Source organism: Rhodococcus sp. NPDC056960 (assembly GCF_042674125.1).
Taxonomy (GTDB): Bacteria; Actinomycetota; Actinomycetes; order Mycobacteriales; family Mycobacteriaceae; genus Rhodococcus_F.
This window is the reverse complement of sequence record NZ_JBHURF010000042.1, coordinates 26,399-47,197: the sequence shown is the minus strand read 5'-3', so window position 1 is coordinate 47,197 and position 20,799 is coordinate 26,399. Positions and strand designations below refer to the sequence as shown.

Genomic DNA, 20,799 nt, shown 5'->3' with positions numbered 1-20,799 from the left:
ACGATGAAGCTGATTCACGACACCGGCTGGGCCGCAGCGCCCGCCGCCGTCGAACCGCCCCTGACCGGTGACATCGACTGCGACGTGGTCGTGATCGGCGGCGGCGGGGGCGGCATGTCGGCCGCACTCCGACTGGCAGAGAAGGGCGTCGACGTCGTGCTCCTCGAGGCGCAGACCCTCGGCCGGGGCGCCACCTCCCGCAACGCGGGATACATCACGAACTCGATCGCAGCCGATCCGGAACTGCTGGGTTTTCTGCTGAAGCGCGAGCGGCTGCGCAACCTGTACCGGTACGCCGAGAACGCGGTGCACTTCGCCGAGGACGCCATCGCTCACCACGACATCCACTGCGGCTATCAGCGGGCCGGAATCGTGATGGCCGCCGTGTCCAAGGGTCAGCTGCGGCACGCGCGCCGCAATGCCAAAGTCATGGCCGAGGCCGGATCGTCGGCCGAATTCGTCGAGGGCCGGGAGGCGGGCCTCCCGGACGGCTTCCTCGGCGGAGTGCGCGAGGGCGTCGGGGGCACGCTCAACCCGGGCGAGTTCGCCCTCGGCCTCCGGGCCGCGACGATCGCGTCCGGCGTGCGCGTCCACGAGCACACTCCCGCCCGCGACGTCACCGACTCCGGCGACGGGGTCACCGTCGAAACCCCGCACGGACGGGTCCGGGCCCGCAAGGCGCTGCTGACCACCAACGCCCACACCGCGGGTCTGTCCCTCGCGCCGAAGAACCTCGCCACCCCGGTGTGGACCTCCCTGGTGGAGACCGAACCCGTCGCACCCGAGCGACTCGACGAGATCGGCTGGACCAGTCGCGCCCCGATGGTCACGCTGCACATGATCATCGAGAACTATCGCGTCACCCCGCGGGGCACCATCGTGTTCGGCACCCGCCGCGTGCAGACCGGCCGGAACCCACTGCCGGACCGCACGCCGGCGCGGAACGTCGCCGACGACCTCGTTCGCGGATTCCGCGAGCGATTCCCGGGCCTGCGCGACATCGAGCCACAGCAGGCGTGGGGCGGCTGGATCGGCATGAGCTCCACGTGGCTTCCCGTCGCCGGTGAGGCGTCCGACAACGTGCTGTATTCGCTCGCCTGCAACGGCCACGGGTTCGCCCAGGCGCAGTACGTCGGCCACCTGCTGGCGGACCGGCTCGGCGGCGCACCGCTGCACGACGACCTGGCAGCGATCTGGCACGGCCGGAAACGCTTCTGGCCCAACCTCGTCAGCGGACCCGCGTTGCACGCCACCTGGCTCGCCGACCGCGCCTCCGACCGCCTGGCAGCCCTCACGAATTGACCATCTCGCCGCCGGTCGGCTGATGTCACCCCTCCAAGGAGAAAATCATGTCCATCAAAGAATCGCTCTTCGCGATCGCGGACCTCTGGATGATCGCCGTCGGATTCACCTACGGGATCAAGTTCATCCGGAACTACAAGAATTACCTGCTCGGCATCGAGTGGATCATCGTCGCGACATCGGGTTCGAACTTCCTGGTCTACGGCCTCATCAGGGCTGGTCAGGACAGCCCGATGTACGCCTTCGCCTATTTCCTGGACGCCTTCTCCCGGTCCGTCGGCATCACGCTGATCCTGGTCCTCGGGCTGATGAAGGTCACCCACCGGTACAAGCCGTCCGTCGCGGTGGACATCGGCGCGTTCGCCCTCGCGGCCGTGGTGGGCTTCGCCCTCAGCCATTTCGCCGAGGCGATCGGCACCCCCGGCAAGATCTACTACATCGTGGTCAACGTGCTCACCACGTTGTTCCTGATCTACTTCGTCAAGCGCCTGTGGGACATTCGCGAGCGCGGGCACGCCATCTGGGCCGCCGTCGCCACCGCGTGCGGATTCGCCATCGCCTCGATCTACGACTTCGTCCACATCCCGGGAGACGACGCGGAGCACACGATCTTCTACATCTTCGCGCTGTCCACGTGGGGCCTGCAGATGTTCACGTACTACCGCGCCTACCGCGCGTTCGACGCCCACAACAAGCGGGTTTCGCCGGCCCTTCCCCTCGATCGATCCGAAGTCAGGAACCGAACATGACAACGCACGAAGTGCAGGAAGAAACCACCGAGGTCGTCGTCGTCGGCGCCGGAATGTCGGGGCTGATGGCGGCCACCACGCTGGCGCCGGAGACCGACGTCGTTGTCCTCGAAAGCACCGATCGCACGGGTGGGCGAGTCGAGACCATCCGGCAGGGCGACTACTGGATCAACGTCGGGACCCAGTTCACCGAGGGCACCGGCACGCTGATCGATGCCCTCGACCGGCACGGCATCGAGATGGGCTCGCTCGCGGGCAAGAGCATCGCGCTGCACCTGAACGGCGGGGTGGTCGACACCTCGAATCCCGTCGCGCTGATGTTCCGCACGCGAATGACCATGATGGACCGTCTCGGAATGGCCATCGTCGGTGCCCGGATCCTCGCGGCCATGCCGTTCCTGGAGTCGCAGAGCCGTATCGCGCAACGGGTGCGCGCCAAACTCGACACCAAGCTGGCGTCGTACCTGCTCAGAGGCGTCCGGTCGGATTTGGCCGCCGCCGTCGTCCGGTCGTGGTCGGCGCAGTGGATGGGATGCGAGGTGGACGAGACGGCTGCCACCCAGTTCGTCACATCCGTCGGCATCGCGCTGGCCGACCCGGAGAAGATCCCGAACTTCTCGCTGCCGGTCGGCGGCAACCAGACGTTGACCGACGTGCTGACGGAAGATCTCGGTGATCGGATCCGGCTGAACTCGGCCGTGCAGTCGGTGCGACCGGAAGGTGCGGGCGTGGTCGTGGACTACCACGACGGTGACCGGCCTGTGCGGCTGCGGGCCGAGCGCGCGATCGTGACCGCACCCGCCGACATCGCCGGGCGGATCATCCCGGACCTTCCGCAGCAGCACCGGAACGCTTTCAACGACATCACCTACGGCCGGTACGTGGTCGTCGGATTCTTCACCGACGAAGCCGGGCCGCAACGCTGGGACGACTACTTCGGTGTCTCGACGCCGCAACTGTCGTTCCAGGCGATGTTCAACCACGCCGCGGCCATGCGGAACGGCGCCGACCGCAAGCCGGGTGGAGCACTGGCCTGTTTCGCCGGCGGCGCTCAGGCCGACGCATTGCTCGACCTGAGCGACGACAAGATCGTGTCGCGATTCACGAAGGACCTGCTCGCGGTGTTCCCCGAGCTGGAAGGGAAACTGGGCGACGGCATCGTGCGGCGGCACCGTCGGGTCGTGCCCTTCTGGGCACCCGGACGGAAGAAATCGCTTCCGACACTCCGTGATCCGCTCGGAAACATCTACCTCGCCGGCGACTACCAGCTCGATCTGCCGTCACTCGCCGACGCAGCCACGTCGGGCGAGCGGGCGGCGAACGCCGTCCTGGAAAGCCTGCGCAGGTAGACGGCCCCGATAGTCCAGTGCGTCGGTCGCTGCTTCCCCGCTCGGGGTGGCAGCGATGCGACGTGTCGGACGTCGGCTGAAGAACTTCTTCAGGAAGGTAGAATATTACCGATTACCGGTGATACACTGTTACGCAGATCACCACCGACCCCCGAAGAGGTTTTCATGACTGCCAAGCCCTGGCGCGGAATTGTCGTCGCCGCAACCCTCCCGTTCAAGGACGATCTGACGGTCGACTACGACCGTTTTCAGGATCACGTTCGTTTCCTTGCCGAGAACGGCGCCCACGGTGTGACGCCGAACGGCTCGCTCGGTGAGTACCAGGTGCTGACCGACGCCGAGCGTGCTCGCGTTGTCGAGCTCGCAGTAGAGGCCGCGCCGGACGGCTTCAACGTCGTGCCAGGGGTGGGCGCATACGGTTCTGCCGAGTCGCAGCGGTGGACCGAGCAGGCGCAGCAGGCCGGTGCGCACGCAGTGCTGGCGCTTCCGCCGAACTCGTACCGTGCGAACGATGACGAGGTCGTCGATCATTACCGTGCGCTGTCGACGGTCGGACTGCCTGTCGTCGCATACAACAACCCGTTCGACACCCGGGTCGATCTGACTCCGGAACTGTTGTCGCGGATGGCGGAGATCGACAATGTCGTTGCAGTGAAGGAATTCTCGGGAGACATTCGGCGCATCACCGCCATTCAGCGTATTGCTCCGACCCTCGACGTGCTCTCCGGCGCGGATGACAACGTCTTGGAAGCCACGCTGATGGGAGCGGTCGGCTGGATCGGCGGATTCTCCAACTCGATGCCCAAGGCGTGCTCTCGGATCTACGAGCTCGGCACCACGGGTCGGATCGAGGAGGCGCGCAAGCTCTACGAGGTGCTGCAGGCGGCGTTCTTCTGGGACACCAAGCACACCTTCGTGCAGGCAATCAAGCTTTCGCAGGAGGTCGCGGGGCACTACGGCGGACCCACCCGTCCGCCTCGCAATCCGCTCAGTGCGGAGGATCGTGCCCAGGTCATCAAGGACGTCGAGCTGGCTCTGACCGCCGAGGTCTGACAGTCTCGGCAGTTCCACGCGGGGGCGAAGAACCGTTGACCACCCGTGACAGCCAGTACTATATTACCTACTACATGTCACGCATCACATACTGGCTGGGGGCGTCGACCGGCTGTTGACGCATCGGCCGGCCCAGAGCAAATCGAGTCTTGTGAGACCGAGCAGTTAAGGATGATCAGTGAAAACACAACAAACAACCGTCGCGAGCCCGCTGCGGCGGGCGCTGCTGGCGAGCGTCGGAGGGCAGGCGCTCGAGTGGTACGACTTCGCGCTGTACGGCCTGGCGGCAGCGTTGGTCTTTCCCCACGTGTTCTTTCCGGGGTCGTCCGACTTCGTCGGTACTCTCGCATCGTTCGGCACCTTCGCGGTCGGGTTCATCGCCCGTCCGATCGGTGGAGTGATCTTCGGTCGTCTCGGTGACAAGATCGGCCGGTCACCGACGCTGATCATCACGATCTTGCTCATGGGTATCAGCACCGTGCTCATCGGTGTGCTGCCCGATTACCACTCCATCGGCATGGCTGCCCCGATCCTGCTGGTCGTCCTGCGAGTCGCTCAGGGTGTCGGTGTGGGTGGTGAATGGAGCGGTGCGGCCATCGTCGTGTGTGAGTATGCGCCGGAGAAGAAGCGCGGCTTCTTTACCAGCATGATCAACTCCGGTGAGTACATCGGTCTCCTGCCCGCAACGGCGCTGTTCACGTTTCTCGTCACGATCATGCCGGACGATCAGTTCCAGGACTGGGGCTGGCGGATCCCGTTCCTGCTCAGCGCGATCGGCCTCCTGGCCACGTTCATCGTGAGGCGGACGCTCGACGAAACCCCCGAATTCAAGGCACTCGAAGAGGACAATTCCGTCGCCAAACCGTCCCTGAAGGAAGCGCTGCAGAGCAACGGACGCAACATCTTCATCGTGATCGGCATCCGGATCTTCGAGAACGCGTCCGCCTACCTCATCACGGCATTCGCAGTGACGTATGCGGAACAGGTCATCGGAGTCGAAACGAGCACCCTGACAATGGGAGTGTTCTTCGCCGGTGTCATTGCCATTCCGATGATTCCGCTCTGGGGAGCGCTGTCGGACCGGATCGGGAGGAAGAAGATCTTCCTGGGCGGACTGCTGTTCCTCACCGCCTTCTACTGGCCGTTCTTCCTTCTCCTGGGTACCAACACGACAGGTCTGATCTGGCTGGCATTCTCCCTGGCCTACGCCTTCGGAATGGCACCGATGCTCTCGGTCGAGCCGGCATGGTTCGCGGAGTTGTTCCCGACCGACTTCCGGTACAGCGGTACAGCGATCAGCGCGAACGTGGCGTCCGTGGTCGCCGGCGGCATTGCGCCTCTCGTCGCCATCAGTTTGCTGGCCGCCAACGACGACAAGATCTACTACATCCTCGGCTACATCGGTGTGCTTGCCGTGATCACCCTGGTAGCAGTGCTGATCGCACGTGAGACCAGCGGAACGACATTGGTTCGGGCTACCGCCGGCCCGAAAGACGGCGTGGCGGATGCGTCCGGCTCCTCGGTGACTGCACAGCCCGAAGGGACCGTTGTCTGAGTAGTTCTCGGGGTCGGCCACGATCTCGGACTGACAGGAAAACCGCCGGAGGGTCGGGTGGATCGATTCCACACCGGCCCTCCGGTCGCGTGTCCAGGGGCGATCCTCTGTTTGCGAGGTCCTGTAGATCAGACTCCGGCGAGTTCGTGCCGGGGGTAGAGGAAGACGTTGTCGGGGTCGATCAGCAGGTCGACGTCGCCGTGGTGGGTGGGGGAGAGGCAGTTGGCGGCGATCTGGCTGTCACCGACCGACAGCAGGTACTCGTAGCGGGCGCCGACGTACGACGAGGAGCGCACGTGTGCCCGGATACGGTTCACTCCGGGTGATGCGGGCGCGTCGGCGCCGGTGATCGTGACTCGTTCGGGGCGGACGGCGACACTGACGCCGTCGCTGGTGCGGACGTCGAATCGGCCACGGGCGTGGACGATCTGGCCGGAATCGACCAGTTCGACGTAGGTGTCGCCGGCGTCGACGACCCGCCCGTCGAGGAAGCTGCAACTGCCGACGAAGGCGGCGACCTCACGGGCGGCGGGACGGTCGTAGATCTCGGTGGGGGACGCGATCTGCACCATGCGGCCCTTCGCCATGACGGCGATGCGGTCGCTCATGGCGAGGGCTTCTTCCTGATCGTGGGTGACGTAGATGGTCGTGATGCCGACGGACGCCTGCAGGGCCTTGAGCCAGGCGCGGGCCTGCTCGCGCAGTTTCGCGTCGAGGTTCGACAGCGGCTCGTCGAGCAGCAGCACCCGCGGGGAGTACACCAGCGCCCGGGCGAGGGCGACGCGCTGCTGCTGGCCGCCCGACATCTCGTGCGGGTACCGGCCACGCAGGTGCAGTAGGTCGACCTTGTCGAGCGCGTCGTCGATGAGTTCGTCGCGGCGGGCCTTGGGGACCTTCCGCAGCGACAGCGGGAGGGCGAGGTTGTCGGCGATGCTCATGTGCGGCCAGAGCGCGTACGACTGGAAGACCATACCGAGGTTGCGGCCCTCGGGCGGGACGAAGCTGTTGTGCCGTCCGCTGAAGAACACGACGTCGTCGAGGGCGATGGTGCCGGTGTCGGGCCGGTCGAGGCCGGCGATGCACGAGAGGGTGGTGGATTTCCCGCAGCCGCTGGGCCCGAGGAGGGTGAAGAACTCGCCGTCGTGGACGGTGAAGTTGATGTCGTGCAGCACCTGGGTGCCGTTGAAGGTCTTGTTGACGTCGGTGACGGTCAGTTCAGGCATCGGAGTTGTGGCCCTTCAGGAGTCGGGTGGCGATGGCGACGAAGACGACGGTGATGGCGATCTGGACGGTGGCCAGCGCCGCGACGGAGCCGGCGTTTCCTTCCGCCCACAGTTGCAGCGCGGTGGTGCCGATGACGCTGCTCTGCGAGTTGGCGAGGAAGACGGCGGGTGAGTACTCCTTGATCATCGTGACGAAGACGAGGATGAGGGCGCCGGCGAATGCGGGAACGATGAGTTTGCCGAGCACCCGGGTGAAGGTCTTGAACCAGTCGGCGCCGCTGACACGGGCGGCGTTGTCGAGTTCCTCGCCGATCTGCATCAGCAGCGGGGAGATGTTGCCGTAGGCGGTGGGGAGCGCCCGCATCCCGAAGGCGATGACGAGGATCCAGATGGTCCCGGTCAGGAGAGCGGAGACGAAGCCGGGGGAGAAGGCCAGAGCCCAGAAGAATCCGATGCCGACGATCAGGCCGGGCATGGCCTGCGGGGCCAGAGCCAGGTACTCGACGAGTTTGCCGCCGCGCATAGTCGAACGGCGGGCGACGAGCACCGCCAGGGTGGCGAGCACCGCGACCACGACGGCGCCGACGACCGCGATGACCACGCTGTTGACGATCGACATGTAGTAGGAGCGGTAGCTGAAGATAGGCACGTAGTTCGCGAAGGTCAGCGTCGAGAACGGGGACTTCAACGGGGTCAGCACCAAGGTGAACGACCGGAAGACCAGCGTTGCGATCGGCAGCAGCGCACCGAAGATCAGGTAGACCGCGATGAAGGCGGCCGAGATCCATTTGATCCAGCCGAGGTCGAACTGCCGCGGCCGGGTCGCCTTGCCGCGGACGGAGACGAACCGTTTGGCGTTCTTCAGCATCTTGGCCTGCATCGCGACCATGGCGATCGTGACGACCAGGATCAGCACCGAGGCGGCGCCGAGGACGCCGTAGTCGGGGTCGATGGCCTGAAGACCGTTGGTGTACAGGAACGTCGAGAAGACAGTGATGTCCGACGGCTGGCCGTAGAGCAGGGGAACCGACAGCGTCTCGAGGGACATGCTCACGATCAGCACCGAGCTGTAGACGATCGGGGGGCGCAGCATCGGGATCACGACCGACCGCAGGATCCGCACCGGTCCGGCGCCGCACACCTGGGCCGCCGATTCGAGGGACGCGTCGGCCTGGCGGAGGGCGCCGACGCAGAACGTGAACGCGATCGGTGCGAGTGCGACGGCTTCGGTCAGTGCCATGCCGGGGATCGAATACAGGTTCCAGGGGACGAACCCGAAGACCTCGCGGAACTGCACGCTGAAGAATCCGGCGGGCCCGTACAGGATGATCCAGCCGAATCCCAGCAGCAGGGAGGAGATGTAGAAGGGCCAGCGCATCGAGCCTGCGATGAACTTGCCGAAGGGTAGTTTCGTGCGGGTGACCACGACAGCCATCGGCACCGCGAACAGCTGCGCCAGGATCGTGGTCAGGCCGGCGAACAGCACCGTGTTGACGATGACGTCACCGAACCCGGCCTCGGTGAACAGGCGGGCGTAGTTGTCGAGCCCGAGAACGCCGCCGCTCTCGTAGAGCGGACGGTCGATGAAGGACTGGTAGAGGGTGGGTATCACCGGTGCGAGGACCAGTGCGGCGAGGAACAGCAGCACCGCGTACTGAATGATGGTGTCGCGTCCGATGTTACGGAACTTCCGGTAGCGCGGGCTGCCCAGTTCACCGGGGCGCAGCGGGACGAAGGGCTCGGTCGTCGGGGATTCGGTGGGTGTCGTCAGTGTCATGGTGAGGTCGCTATCTCGGCTCAGCCGGCTTGCAACGAAGACCAACGGTCCGTGAACCGTTCGATGTCTTCGTCGGATGCTTTGGTGTACGGGATGAGGATCGTGTTCTCTTCGCCAACCTCTTGGACGACGTCGCGGTAGGTGGGGACGCCACCGTCGACGCGCTGCACCCCGTCGCGGTACGCGGCGAGGCCGCCCTCGGCGACCGCGGCCTGACCCTCGGCGGAAAGCACGAAGTCGGTGAACAACTTCGCGGTCGCCGGATGCGGGGCGCCCTGGAGCATCGACATCCCACGCCGCAGCAACGGGGTACCGTCGTCGGGGAAGACGGCCTTGATCAGGCCGCCGGTGCGTTGTTCGGCAGTGAGCGCCGGGGAACCCATGAAGAAGCCGACGGAATACTCACCGGCGGTCACCTTCTCCACCTGCGAACCGGTGGACGTCTCGTTCTTGCTGTACGGCAGGATCTCGGCGAGGGCGTCCCAGGCCGCCGGGTCGTTGTCGACGAAGGCGCGGGTCACGGTGAATCCGAAGGCGCCTTTCGGGTTTCGGACGGTGACGGCGCCATCGAACCGCTCCGGGTCCGCCTTCACCTTCTCGGCGAGGTCGGCGATGCCGGTGGGGCGCTCGTCCTCGTCGAGGAGTGCCGTGTTGTAGATGATCGAAATCGGGTCCACCGACATCGAATACACCGACGGGAGGACCTCGGCGAAGTCGGGGAGGTGATCCTTCTCCGGGGACCGGTACGGCGCAACGGTTCCGGGCCGCTCGACGAAATCGGCCCAGGCGTCGGCAGCGCCGGTGACGATCACGTCGGCGGACGTCTGCCCGATCGCCTGCTCGCTGAGCACCCGTTGGAAGACTTCGTCGCTGTCGAGGTTGGTGGCGTTGATGCTGTCCACCCACGGGTACTTGTTCTGGAACGCCTTGAATATCGGTGCCCAACTCTGCTGGTCGGTGCTCGAATAGATCGTGAGGGCACCGCCTTCGTTCTTGGAGGCGTCGACGACGGTGGTGGCGTAGTCGCCGGGATAGTAGTCCGGCAGCGTGACCGGGTAGCTGCTGTAGTCCTCCCCGGCGCCGCACGCGGTGAGCGCTCCTGCGGTCAGCGCGGCCGCGGCGACCGCGCAGATCCGGCGGCGCGCCCGCTCGCGCCGAAGCGACGTCGTGTTGCCTCGCAGGTCGCCCTGCTCGTGTGTCATTGCGATGGTCTCCTCGGATGGGTCGATAGGGCCACGGGCGCGCCGTGGGGTCTCGCTCGCAGTGCAGGTTCGTGATGGGGACGAAAGACCGGGCCGGATCGGGGGCGCCTCCGACGACCGTGAGATGTGCTCCGCGTTTCGTGTCGACCCGGCTGTGAAGTGGAACACTATCGTCGAATAAGGTTTTTTGCAACGGCTTAATGCCAATCGCGGTCGTGATCGAGCGTCCGGGCGCGACGTCACGGATAAGATGGACCGACTTCGAGAGGTGGCAGGACGTGACGATGACCGCAACGCCCCTGGTGAATCAGATCGCCGTACAGATCGTCGAGTACATCCGATCGAAGGGGTACGAGCCCGGAACCCGCCTGGTCGAACGCCGGCTGGCCGACGATCTGCGGGTGTCCCGATCGCCGATCCGCGGCGCGCTGCAACTTCTCGAACAGGACGGGGTGGTCGGGCCGGCCGAGCGTGGCGGGTTCGTCGTCCTCAAGTCCGGAGACGAGCTCGCGAGCCCTCCGATCGAGGGCGCTGCAAGCCGCGAGGAGACCTATCTCCGTGTCGCCGAAGAGCGCCTGGCAGGCGAACTACCCGACCGGATCACCGAGAACGAACTCGCCCGCCGCTACGACCTCACTCGTTCCGAACTGGCCGAGCTGCTGCGCCGTATGTCCAAGGAGGGGTGGATCGACCGCCTTCCCGGCTACGGGTGGGAGTTTCTGCCGATGCTGACCTCGCTCAAGATGTACGAGGACAGCTACCACTTTCGCCTGGTCATCGAGCCGGCGGCCATCCTGGAAACCACCTTCGACCTCGACCGCGCCGCAGTCGAGGCCTCCCGCGACGCACAGCAGCGCCTTGTCGACGGCGACATCTGGACGGTGTCGAACGCCGAACTGTTCGATCTGAACTCGCACCACCACGAGGTCATCATCGGATGTAGCCACAACGCCTATTTCGTCGATGCGCTGCAACGCATCGACAAGACGCGCCGGCTCATCGAGTACCGGCGGTCGTTGCAACGCGAGAAGGCACTCATCCGCTGCCGCGAGCATGTGCAGATCGCCAACCTGCTGCTCGACGGCGACAACGCCCGCGCCAGCTCGTTGATGTACCGCCATCTGGCCACTGTCAGCGTGGAGAAGACCGCGCACTGACCGCCGCGCGGGGCTCGTCGAGCCCCGTTGGTTCGCCGCATTTCCCCTCGTCAGGGACATGGCGATCGTGCTGGTACGGCGTTGGCACAATTTATTGGTATTAAGACCTTGTAAAAAACCAACGTCGACGTTAGTGTGGTGAAGCACACCGAAGAGTTCCGGTGTTGCGACCCACCCGAAGAGGATCAGACATGTCAGGCAGCACGAATACCCCCGCCGAGCTGGCCGGAATCTGTGACACCCACGTCCACGTGCTCGACCCGCAGCGGTTCCCCTACGCGGACGATCGGACGTACACCCCGGCTGCGGCCACGATCACCGACCTCGCAGCGTTCACGCGGCGGATGGGTATCGAGCGGGTGGTACTGGTGCAGCCGAGTATCTACGGGACGGACAACGCGGCGCTCCTCGACGGGCTCGCCAAGCTCGGTCCCGACGTGGCCCGCGGCGTCGCTGTCATCGACTGTGCGCGTTCCACGGACTCCGAACTCGTGCGTCTGCACGACGCCGGTGTCCGCGGCCTGCGGGTCAACGTCGCCGTCCACGGCGATACCGGAAGCGCGCTGGCCGCTGCCGTCGACCGCGCCGCGCCGTTCGGATTCGCAGTCGAGATCTACGCCGGCACGCGGTTCCTCCTCGACAACCGGGGACTGATCGAAGGATCCTCTGTCCCAATCATTCTCGACCACTACGCCGGAGTCGATCCGGTCGCCGGCCCCGATGCGCCCGGGGTGAGCGAGTTGACCGAGCTCCTCGCCACCGGACACGTGTGGCTGAAGATGTCCGCCCCCTACCGGTTGCCGCACAACCCGGCACCTGCGGCAGTCGAGGACCTGTCCCGCAGGCTCGTCGAGGCGGCCGTCGACCGGTTGCTGTGGGCGTCGGACTGGCCGCACACCGGGCGCCTACCGAAGGACGTCCCCCGGACCGCGGCGTCGATCGATCCGTTCTTCGACGTCGACGATGCCGCTGTCCTGGCCGGAATCCGCCGCGCCGCCGGATCCGACGAGAACGCCCGCCGCATCCTCGTCGACAACCCCGCCGCACTGTTCGGGTTCTGATCCCGCCTCCCCTCACCCACGGGCATCGCCGCCCTGTCGAAGGACTGACCATGGCAACACACACGACCGCACCGCACGGCGCGGACTCCCCGGAACTGTCCGGGCATCCCTGGCGCGCCCGGTGGTGGAAGTTGATGGACCGCGACATCGGGATCATCCCGATTCCGATCTACATCCTGCTGGTCGGGTTGCTGATCGGGTTCACCGCGATGGACGTCGTCAAGAGCGACATCACCATGGTCATCGCGGTGATGGCGGTCTTCGCGTTCACACTCGGCGAGATCGGCAAACGTGCACCGATCATCCGCAACATCGGCGGCGCCGCGGTGGTGGTCACCTTCGTGCCCTCGTACCTGAACTACAAGGGCTGGATCCCGGCGTCGAACGTCGACATCGTCAGCGACTTCTTCAAATCGACGAACATCCTGTACCTGTTCATCGCCGGGGTGATCGTCGGCAGCATCCTGAGCATGGACCGCACCGTCCTGATCAAGGGTTTCGTGAAGATCTTCGTACCGCTCGCGGCAGGTTCGGTCGTCGCCGGCGTCGTCGGCACCGCGGTCGGCTCTCTCGTCGGCATCGGATTCAAGGACACCCTCTATTTCATCGTGGCGCCGATCATGGCAGGCGGCGTCGGTGAGGGCGCGGTCCCGCTGACCCTCGGCTACGCCCAGGCCGGCTTCGGAGATCAGGGTGAACTGCTCGCAAAGGTCATGCCTGCCATCCTCGTCGGCAACCTCACCGCCATCATCTTGTCCGGCCTGCTCAGCTACCTCGGCAAGAGGCGACCGCACCTGACCGGTTTCGGGCGCCTGCAGCCCGGAGTGAACGACGACCTCCTCGAGGCGGAGGACACCCGCGATCAGTCCAACCTGTTCAGCGTCCAGAACATCGCCGCCGCAATGATCGTGGCCGTCACGCTGTATCTGGCGGGTCAGATGGCGCACGAGGTGTTCGGTCTCCCCGGGCCGGTCACGATGCTCTTCCTGGCCGTGCTGCTCAAACTCGCCCACGGCGTCACCCCGCGGATCCAGGCCGGCTCGAAGATCGTCTACACCTTCTTCCTCACCGCCATGGCGTTCCCGATGCTCTTCGCCTTCGGGCTGGTGCTGACCCCCTGGGAGAAGCTGATCGAGGGCTTTGCGCCGCGCAATCTGATCACCATCGTCGCCACCGTCACCGCCCTGGTGATCACCGGCTTCTTCACGTCCAAACTGGTGCGCATCCACCCGGTCGAAGGCGCCATCATCACCTCCACCCACTCCGGCATGGGCGGCGCCGGCGACATCGCCATCCTCACCGCCAGCGACCGCATGCGTCTGATGCCGTTCGCCCAGATCGCCACCCGGATCGGCGGCGGAATCACCGTCGCCGGAATCCTCGCCCTCGCCGCCGTGTGGGGCCTGTAAACAACTTCTCTTCACCACTTTTCCAGAAAGCGAGTACCACCATGAGCACCCAGATTCTCGTCCTGCCCGGCGACGGCATCGGCCCCGAAATCACCCCCCGGACCCTGCAGATCCTCGAGGCCGCCGACAAGGCCCTCGGCCTGGACCTGGAATTCGAAACCCACGACATCGGCCTGAAGAGCCTCGCGGACAAGGGCACCACCCTCACCGACGCCACCCTGGCCCGCATCCCCGAGGTCGACGGCGTCATCCTCGGACCGGTCTCGCACTACGACTACCCCCCGCGCTCGGAGGGCGGCATCAACCCGTCGGCGGAGCTGCGCACCAAGTTCGAACTGTTCGCCAACATCCGCCCGTGCCGCTCCCGTGAGGGACTGAGCATCCTGCGCGACCCGATGGACCTGGTCATCGTGCGTGAGAACACCGAGGGGTTCTACTCCGACCGCAACATGTTCGCCGGCACAGGCGAATTCATGCCCGACGAAGGCACCGCACTGTCCATCCGCAAGATCACCAGCGGAGCCTGCGAACGCGTCGCCCGCGCCGCCTTCGAACTCGCGCAGGGCCGCCGTAAGAAGGTCACCGCCGTCCACAAGGCCAACGTCGTAAAACTGTCCGACGGACTGTTCCTCCAGGAAGTCCGCAAGGTCGCCGCCGAGTACCCGGAGATCGAACTCGAGGAACTGATCGTCGACGCCACCGCCGCCCTGCTGATCCGGCAGCCCTCCCGGTTCGACGTCATCGTCACCACCAACATGTTCGGCGACATCCTCTCCGACGAGGCGTCCGAACTGACCGGCAGCCTCGGCCTCGGTGGCGCCATCAACGCCGGCCACGACATCTGCGTCGCCCAGGCGCAGCACGGCTCCGCACCCGACATCGCAGGCCAGGGCGTCGCGAACCCGACGTCGCTGATCATCTCCGCGGCGATGCTGCTCGACTGGATCGGCCAGCGCAAGAACGACGCCAAGCTCATCGAGGGCGGTCAGCTGATCATGCGCGCCATCGACCGCGTGCTCGACAACCCCGACACCCGCACCCGCGACATCGGCGGCTCGCTCGGCACCGACGACTTCACCCAGTCGGTGCTGACCGCGATGACCGAACTCCGCTGACCGACATCCCACTCGCTTCCTTTGCCCGCGGACACCTGTGAGAGGACCCTCATGACCGCATCGATCACCACCGTCAACCCCGCCACCGGACAGACACTCCAGACCTACCCGACGATGTCGGACAGCACGATCGACGCGGTCGTCGACACGGCAGCCGCAGCGCAGAAGCAGTGGGCGCAACTCGATTTCGCTGCCCGCGGTGAGGTGCTGCGCGCGGCCGCGACCGAACTGCGCCGCCGCCGGGATTCGCTGGCGTTGCTGGTGACCCGGGAGATGGGCAAGCCGCTGGTCGAGTCACGGGCCGAGGTGGAGAAGTGCGCGGTCGGGCTCGAGTACTACGCCGATCACGCCGCCGGCTTCCTTGCCGACGAGACCTATGCGACGTCCGCCGACGACAGCTGGGTGTCGTACGAGCCGGTCGGGATCGTGCTGGCGATCATGCCGTGGAATTTCCCGTTGTGGCAGGTGTTCCGGTTTGCCGCGCCCGCGCTGATGGCCGGCAACGCCGCCCTGCTCAAGCATTCCCCGAACACCACCGGGTCGGCGGTCGAGAGCGAGGACATCCTGCGCGCCGCGGGCCTGCCGGACGGGTTGTTCACCGCCCTGCTGGTGGCCGAACCGGACGTGCCCGCGACCACCGAGCGTCTGATCGCCGACCCGAGGATCGGGGCGGTCACCATCACCGGCAGCGAACGCGCCGGCAGCGCGGTCGGCTCGCTGGCCGGGCGGGAGATCAAGAAGTCCGTTCTCGAACTCGGCGGTTCCGATCCGTTCGTGATCCTCGCCGACGCCGACCTGCCGCGGGTGGCGGCGCTCGCCGCGAGGGGCCGGTTCCTCAACGCCGGGCAGAGTTGCATCTCCCCGAAGCGGTTCGTCGTCGACGCGTCGATCGTGGACGAGTTCACCCGGCTATTCGTGGACCACGTCGGCCGGTTGCAGGTCGGTGACCCGGAGATCGACGGCACCGATGTCGGCCCGATGGCCCGCCGCGACCTGCTGGACGGCATCGACCGGCAGGTGCGGACCGCCGCCGGGCAGGGTGCCACCGTGCTGCACGGCGGGCACCCGCTGGAGGGCACGGACGGGTTCTTCTACGCGCCGACCGTGCTCGGGGACGTCCGCAAGGGGATGTCGGTGTACGAGGAGGAGACGTTCGGGCCGGTCGCGACGATCATCACGGTCGACGGGCCGGGCGAGGCGGTCGCCGTGGCCAACGACACCCGTTTCGGGCTCGGCGCCAGTGTGTGGGGCACCGACGTCGAGGCGGCGATCGCGGTCGGCAGGCGCATCGAGTCCGGGGCGTGTTTCATCAATTCCGTCGTCGCGTCCGATGCCCGGATGCCGTTCGGTGGCACCAAACGCTCCGGCTACGGCCGCGAACTCGCCTCGGCGGGGATCCGGGAATTCGTCAACGTCCGCACCTGGTGGGCGATGAAGGAACCGGGATCCCAGGCACCGGTTTCCGAATAGATTTTCCCGCAACCACTTCCGAAGGAGACCTCTCTTGACCACCACCGATCCCGCCCCCGGGCACCACGTGACGACATCGGCCGGGGACGACGGACGCCCCGCCGTCGTGCTGAAGTCCGGGGAGATCACCCCGCGTCAGCGCGGCGGCGGCGCCCGCACCATCCCGCTGGTCTCCCCGCAGGTCGGCGCGAAAGACTTCCTCAACGGCATCACCATGTTCGGGCCCGGCGCCGCGATCCCCGAACACATCCACAACTGCGACGAGTCCGTGCTGATCATCAGGGGCTCGGCGGTCGCGCACATCGACGGCGTCGAGTACCCGGTCACCGTCGGCGACAACTCGTTCATCCCCGCCGGGATCCCGCACTTCTTCCAGAACACGTCCGACACCGACGAACTGCACATCTTCTGGACCTACGCCTCGGTCGACGCGAACCGCACCATCGTCGCCACCGGGGTGACCACCCGTATCGACGAGGAACACGGCACCAACATCTCCTGACCGTCGATCCGACCCGAAAGGCACATGACATGGTGTGGGAGATCGCCCAACTCGAAGTCCTTCCCGGACACAACGAACAGTTCGAATCCGCTGTCGCCGAGGCTGTCCCATTGTTCCGTCGCGCCCACGGCTGCAGCGGCATGCAGGTTCAGCACTCCGAGGAATTCCCGCAACGCTACCGGCTGATCGTCGAATGGGACACCGTGGAGGACCACACCGTCCGGTTCCGCGAATCCGACGACTTCGCCCAGTGGCGAGCCCTCGTCGCCGAGCACTTCGCCGAACCACCGGTCGTCGAGCACACCCGCGCGTTGGACGTCGGATTCCAGAACCACCCGGCAGCACTCGCCTGACCGCCGGCAACCCCACAATCGCCCGTTCGCCACGCCAGCTCACCGGCGTGGCGAACGGGTCTCCACCACATCGCACTCCCCGCGGCCGAGCGTGCCGCCGGGCTACGCGAACGACGTGACCGGTTCGCCGAAGACGCCCTCGTCGGCGTGGTGATCTCCGAGTTCGCGCTCGCCTCGCGTGCTCACCCGATCGCGTCGCGCTGTCGGATACGTGGCAGAAGGGTGCCCAGCCGATCGGCCCCGAACAGCGCCGCGACCTGGCCAACGACCCACGGAACCTGCAGGACGTCGACGGGCCCACCAACGGCCAGAAGTCCGACTCCGACGCCGCGGCCTGATGCGGTCGAACAAGGCCTACCGTTACACCTACGTCTCCCGGCAAATCGACGTGAAGCCCTCTACCGGCTGTGGGTCACCCAGGCCGAGAGGGGCGCCCACTGACCACGGAGTCTCGTCCGTGCAGCCGCCCGCCGGGACCCCCACACCCCGCTTGGGACGTCACCGAGATACTCGACGGCAAAGGCGAAAGCCGAGAATCTCCTCGCCGAACTGCTGGCGATTCTCGATGACGTCGGCGACCCTGAACGCTTACCTTGAATCGAGGCAGGCCATGTTCTCAACTGCTGCAGTAAACCCGGCGAGCCCTCATTCAACCGCGAGCCTATGGTCGGCGGCGGATTGTTCCACAGATGTGAGAATTGATGGTGCATAAACGGTTTCGAGTGCATCGTAATTTCTGACAGGAGGCTCTCGTAGGTGGTGCCGCACAATGCTTCGGATCCGGTCGTGAAATTCCGTCGGGTTCATCCCGAGTGTGCGACGAATTTTTTCGGCGGGTAGCCCGCCAAGGGGTAGCCACAAGACGGCGAGGTCGAGGATGTCGCGGTCACCGCGAGAAAAGCCGTCGGCTTGCACGGCAAGGCTCTTGTGAACGTGTCCTCCTTCACGAGGTTTCCTGCATTCGAGGTGTGTGCGGGTCATTCGACTTGCCCGAACGGTGGCATGGTGGTGATGGTGAGACGCAGATCGTGTTGGGGCCCGGTGTGCAACCGGGTGACTGTCTTCGCTGCCAGCTCGGCTTCCCATGGGTCGGTCCCGTTTCCGGTGTTGAAGATGTACTCGGGGAAGTCGGTGGTCGCCAGGTGCAGTCCCAGTCGGTGCTCGGCCGCAATCTTGTATCCCGCGTGGAGAAGGCTGACCCGGAACTCGGATACTCCTCGCAGATCACTCAGACGAATGCCGCCTCGCGCGATGAGTGTGGAGGATCCGTCGGGTGCGACGTCGAGCAGGCGGGTGAAGAGGTCGGTGCTGTTCTGGTCGGAGGTCAGCCAACCCGTCAACTCGATGGGACCGGCGAGTACGAGATCGTCGTCGAGCGGTGTGCCGGTCACGAACGCGACGTCGGTGCGGTCGGTGGGGGTGAGATTCTCCATCTCCAGCGCCATGGCGAAGGGATTCGCTGTCACGGAGGGGACGAGGTTGATCCCGTCGGACTCCCACACCAGAGCGGCGGCGGTTGACGGCACTGTGTCTTTCAGCTCGCCGCTGCGAGTCTGATCTAGTGCATGTACGTGGAGTACGGAGCGCACGGCCGAGGAGGGTGGCCATGCCTGCGCTGTGTCCCACGAGCCGTGGCAGATCTCGTAGGTCACCTTCTCGGGCTGTGTGACCGACCTTCCGAGCCAGAAATCGAAGAAGGCGATCGAGGGGTCGACCATTTGCGGGATGAGCTTCGCGCGTGCGTCGACGGACTTGTCATACCGGTCGTGCTCGCCGATGGGACGGTTCGAGAAGCGATAGTTCTCGTGGTCGATACCTTCGAGTCGCAGATAGGTCGACTGCTGCCAGTCCGGATGCGCTAGCAGTTGGTTGACGTCATGCCACGACCAGATGGCACAGTTGTCGTACCACCCGATCGTGTACATGGTGGGCACGGGAGGAGCGGCCAGTAGTTGCGCCACCGATGGTCCGCGATGATCGCCAGGCGCGGTGAGTTCGTGGTCATAGTCCCGAGATCGGTGCCCGAGTTCGGTGAAGAATTCTTCGAATGCGGCGCTGAGGGGACGTGTGTGCGGGTCCAACTGCCACTCGTATTGGTCGCGGTCGACGTAGTGGCTGGCGAGGTACAGTCGCCGGCACATCTGCTCGGGCTCGGGGAAGCCATCGGGTTCTCGGGTGACGCAGCTGAGTCCGGTGCCTGTCACTCGGGGGGAGATGGCCCGCAACGCGGGATGAGCGGAGACCGCTGCTGCGAGCTGAGTCATTCCGAAGTAGGAGTCGCCCCACATGACGACGTTTCCGTCGGACCAGTCCTGGGCGACGATCCAGTCGATTGTGTCGTACCCGTCCGCAACCTCGTGCACACCGAATTCGGTGACACCCTCGGAACGGTACTTACCGCGAACATCCTGTACTACAACGGCATAACCGCTTTCGGTGAAGCGGGGAGCGATCTCGGGCATGAAGCAATATCGGCCATCTTTGTCGTACGGCAGCCGGATGAGGACGACTGGGAACGGTCCGGGTCCGTCGGGGCGGTAGAGGTCGGCGGCGAGGCGAACGCCGTCGCGCATGGGGATGTACGGACTGGTGACACCGTCGGGTACGGGCGCGGGTCCGGTGTGGATGATATCCATCTGATACGGGTCCTTGGAGAGTCGGCTCGGTGAGCGGGGTACGTGCTGGAGCGGGTAGTGAAGGTGGGCGGACGGCGGTGTCCTGGGGCTTCAATCGTGTGAAGTCGCAACCGCAAGTTGCCGAGTAGGTGTCCAGCCCGGCCGTGGGATCGCGGAGAGCAGCGTGCGGGTGTATTCCTCGCGGGGGTTGTCGAGAACATCGGCGGTATAGCCACGTTCGACAACATGCCCTTCGGTCATCACTATGCATTTGTCGCTGACCTGTCGGACGACACCGAGATCGTGGGAGACGAACAGGTAGGCAAGGTCGGAGCCGATGCGAAGATCCTCGAGGAGGTTGATGATTTGGGCTTGTACGCTGACGTCGAGGGCGGCGACCGCCTCGTCGAGAATCAAGAGGCTGGGTTTGGCGGCGAGGGCGCGGGCAATGGCCACCCGTTGTTTCTGCCCACCGGAGAGCGCTCGCGGGCGCAGGTTGCCTGTCCGCGCATCGAGCCCGACTCGTTCGAGGAGTTCGGTGGCGGTCGTGACGGTCGGCGGGCCGTAGAGATCGGGATGCTCACGCAGGACCTCCAGAATCGCTGCTCGAGCGGTTTGCCGAGGATCGAGCGACGAGTTCGGGTCCTGGAAGACCATTTGGATCTGACGGGCGTGTTCTCGCCGGCCGCGTCCTCCCCAACTGTGTTCAGTCGAACGTGGCGTTCCGGAGAACAGGACCTGACCCGAGGTCGCCTTCTCGAGACCGGCGATGATGCGGGCGCAGGTTGTCTTTCCCGATCCGGACTGACCGACGATCGCCAGGCATTCACCTCGCTCGACCGTGAACGAGACGTCGTCCACGGCGATCAGTTCCGCGGGTCCGGTGCGCGTGTTGCGCATCGGGAAC

17 protein-coding genes and 1 pseudogene are annotated in these 20,799 nt (G+C 65.6%); 13 read left to right on the top strand and 5 right to left on the bottom strand.

Going from position 1 to position 20,799, the window contains the following annotated elements:
• The first annotated feature begins 3 nt into the window (after window positions 1–3).
• The 5 genes from ACFTWF_RS41065 to ACFTWF_RS41045 all read left to right on the top strand — a co-directional run bounded on the left by ACFTWF_RS41065 (window position 4) and on the right by ACFTWF_RS41045 (window position 6,008).
• Window positions 4–1,302 carry an NAD(P)/FAD-dependent oxidoreductase gene (locus ACFTWF_RS41065; RefSeq protein WP_378466819.1) on the top strand — a complete coding sequence of 433 codons (1,299 nt, stop codon included), beginning with the start codon at window positions 4–6 and terminating at the stop codon, window positions 1,300–1,302.
• Window positions 1,303–1,349: 47 nt separating this feature from the next.
• Complete coding sequence (locus tag ACFTWF_RS41060) at window positions 1,350–2,051, top strand: transporter (RefSeq protein WP_378466818.1); 702 nt, start codon at window positions 1,350–1,352, stop codon at window positions 2,049–2,051.
• Window positions 2,048–3,400 carry a flavin monoamine oxidase family protein gene (locus ACFTWF_RS41055; RefSeq protein ID WP_378466817.1) on the top strand — a complete coding sequence of 451 codons (1,353 nt, stop codon included), beginning with the start codon at window positions 2,048–2,050 and terminating at the stop codon, window positions 3,398–3,400. The genes ACFTWF_RS41060 and ACFTWF_RS41055 overlap by 4 nt, the downstream gene beginning before the upstream one ends.
• 165 nt (window positions 3,401–3,565) lie before the next feature.
• Complete coding sequence (locus ACFTWF_RS41050) at window positions 3,566–4,453, top strand: dihydrodipicolinate synthase family protein (RefSeq protein WP_378466816.1); 888 nt, start codon at window positions 3,566–3,568, stop codon at window positions 4,451–4,453.
• A gap of 178 nt (window positions 4,454–4,631) precedes the next feature.
• On the top strand, window positions 4,632–6,008 hold the full coding sequence (locus ACFTWF_RS41045) for an MFS transporter (protein ID WP_378466815.1): 1,377 nt from the start codon (window positions 4,632–4,634) through the stop codon (window positions 6,006–6,008).
• A 128-nt stretch (window positions 6,009–6,136) separates the two neighbouring features.
• On the opposite strand, the gene ACFTWF_RS41040 is transcribed toward ACFTWF_RS41045, so the two are convergent.
• Genes ACFTWF_RS41040 through ACFTWF_RS41030 form a run of 3 tightly spaced genes read right to left on the bottom strand, consistent with a single transcriptional unit; the run spans window position 6,137 to window position 10,210 of the window.
• Entirely contained in the window at window positions 6,137–7,231 is a 1,095-nt protein-coding gene (locus ACFTWF_RS41040; protein WP_378466814.1) for an ABC transporter ATP-binding protein, read from the bottom strand.
• The gene (locus tag ACFTWF_RS41035) at window positions 7,224–9,008 is read right to left on the bottom strand and encodes an ABC transporter permease (RefSeq protein ID WP_378466813.1); all 1,785 of its coding nucleotides are present in this window, start codon (window positions 9,006–9,008) and stop codon (window positions 7,224–7,226) included. Before ACFTWF_RS41035 ends, ACFTWF_RS41040 begins: the two co-directional genes overlap by 8 nt.
• 20 nt (window positions 9,009–9,028) lie before the next feature.
• Window positions 9,029–10,210, bottom strand: a complete 1,182-nt coding sequence (locus tag ACFTWF_RS41030; protein WP_378466812.1) for an ABC transporter substrate-binding protein — start codon at window positions 10,208–10,210, stop codon at window positions 9,029–9,031.
• Between the two features lie 200 nt (window positions 10,211–10,410).
• Between ACFTWF_RS41030 and ACFTWF_RS41025 the strand changes: the two genes are divergently transcribed.
• From ACFTWF_RS41025 to ACFTWF_RS40990, 8 genes and pseudogenes are all read left to right on the top strand, one after another.
• Complete coding sequence (locus tag ACFTWF_RS41025) at window positions 10,411–11,367, top strand: GntR family transcriptional regulator (protein WP_378466811.1); 957 nt, start codon at window positions 10,411–10,413, stop codon at window positions 11,365–11,367.
• Between the two features lie 191 nt (window positions 11,368–11,558).
• Window positions 11,559–12,428 carry an amidohydrolase family protein gene (locus ACFTWF_RS41020; protein WP_378466810.1) on the top strand — a complete coding sequence of 290 codons (870 nt, stop codon included), beginning with the start codon at window positions 11,559–11,561 and terminating at the stop codon, window positions 12,426–12,428.
• Window positions 12,429–12,478: 50 nt separating this feature from the next.
• Entirely contained in the window at window positions 12,479–13,837 is a 1,359-nt protein-coding gene (locus ACFTWF_RS41015; RefSeq protein ID WP_378466809.1) for a 2-hydroxycarboxylate transporter family protein, read from the top strand.
• 41 nt (window positions 13,838–13,878) lie between these two features.
• Window positions 13,879–14,952, top strand: coding sequence for an isocitrate/isopropylmalate dehydrogenase family protein (locus ACFTWF_RS41010; protein ID WP_378466808.1), 1,074 nt, complete (start codon window positions 13,879–13,881; stop codon window positions 14,950–14,952).
• Between the two features lie 51 nt (window positions 14,953–15,003).
• Window positions 15,004–16,422 carry an NAD-dependent succinate-semialdehyde dehydrogenase gene (locus tag ACFTWF_RS41005; protein ID WP_378466807.1) on the top strand — a complete coding sequence of 473 codons (1,419 nt, stop codon included), beginning with the start codon at window positions 15,004–15,006 and terminating at the stop codon, window positions 16,420–16,422.
• A gap of 34 nt (window positions 16,423–16,456) precedes the next feature.
• Window positions 16,457–16,924 carry a cupin domain-containing protein gene (locus tag ACFTWF_RS41000; RefSeq protein WP_378466806.1) on the top strand — a complete coding sequence of 156 codons (468 nt, stop codon included), beginning with the start codon at window positions 16,457–16,459 and terminating at the stop codon, window positions 16,922–16,924.
• A 29-nt stretch (window positions 16,925–16,953) separates the two neighbouring features.
• Window positions 16,954–17,277, top strand: a complete 324-nt coding sequence (locus ACFTWF_RS40995; protein ID WP_378466805.1) for an antibiotic biosynthesis monooxygenase family protein — start codon at window positions 16,954–16,956, stop codon at window positions 17,275–17,277.
• Between the two features lie 194 nt (window positions 17,278–17,471).
• A pseudogene (locus tag ACFTWF_RS40990) lies at window positions 17,472–17,718 on the top strand (HNH endonuclease family protein); the annotation flags it as partial.
• Between the two features lie 536 nt (window positions 17,719–18,254).
• Here the strand turns inward: ACFTWF_RS40990 and ACFTWF_RS40985 are convergent.
• Window positions 18,255–19,913: a CocE/NonD family hydrolase gene (locus ACFTWF_RS40985; protein WP_378466804.1), complete on the bottom strand. Its 1,659-nt coding sequence runs from the start codon at window positions 19,911–19,913 to the stop codon at window positions 18,255–18,257.
• Between the two features lie 90 nt (window positions 19,914–20,003).
• Window positions 20,004–20,792: an ABC transporter ATP-binding protein gene (locus ACFTWF_RS40980; protein ID WP_378466803.1), complete on the bottom strand. Its 789-nt coding sequence runs from the start codon at window positions 20,790–20,792 to the stop codon at window positions 20,004–20,006.
• Window positions 20,793–20,799 lie beyond the last annotated feature (7 nt).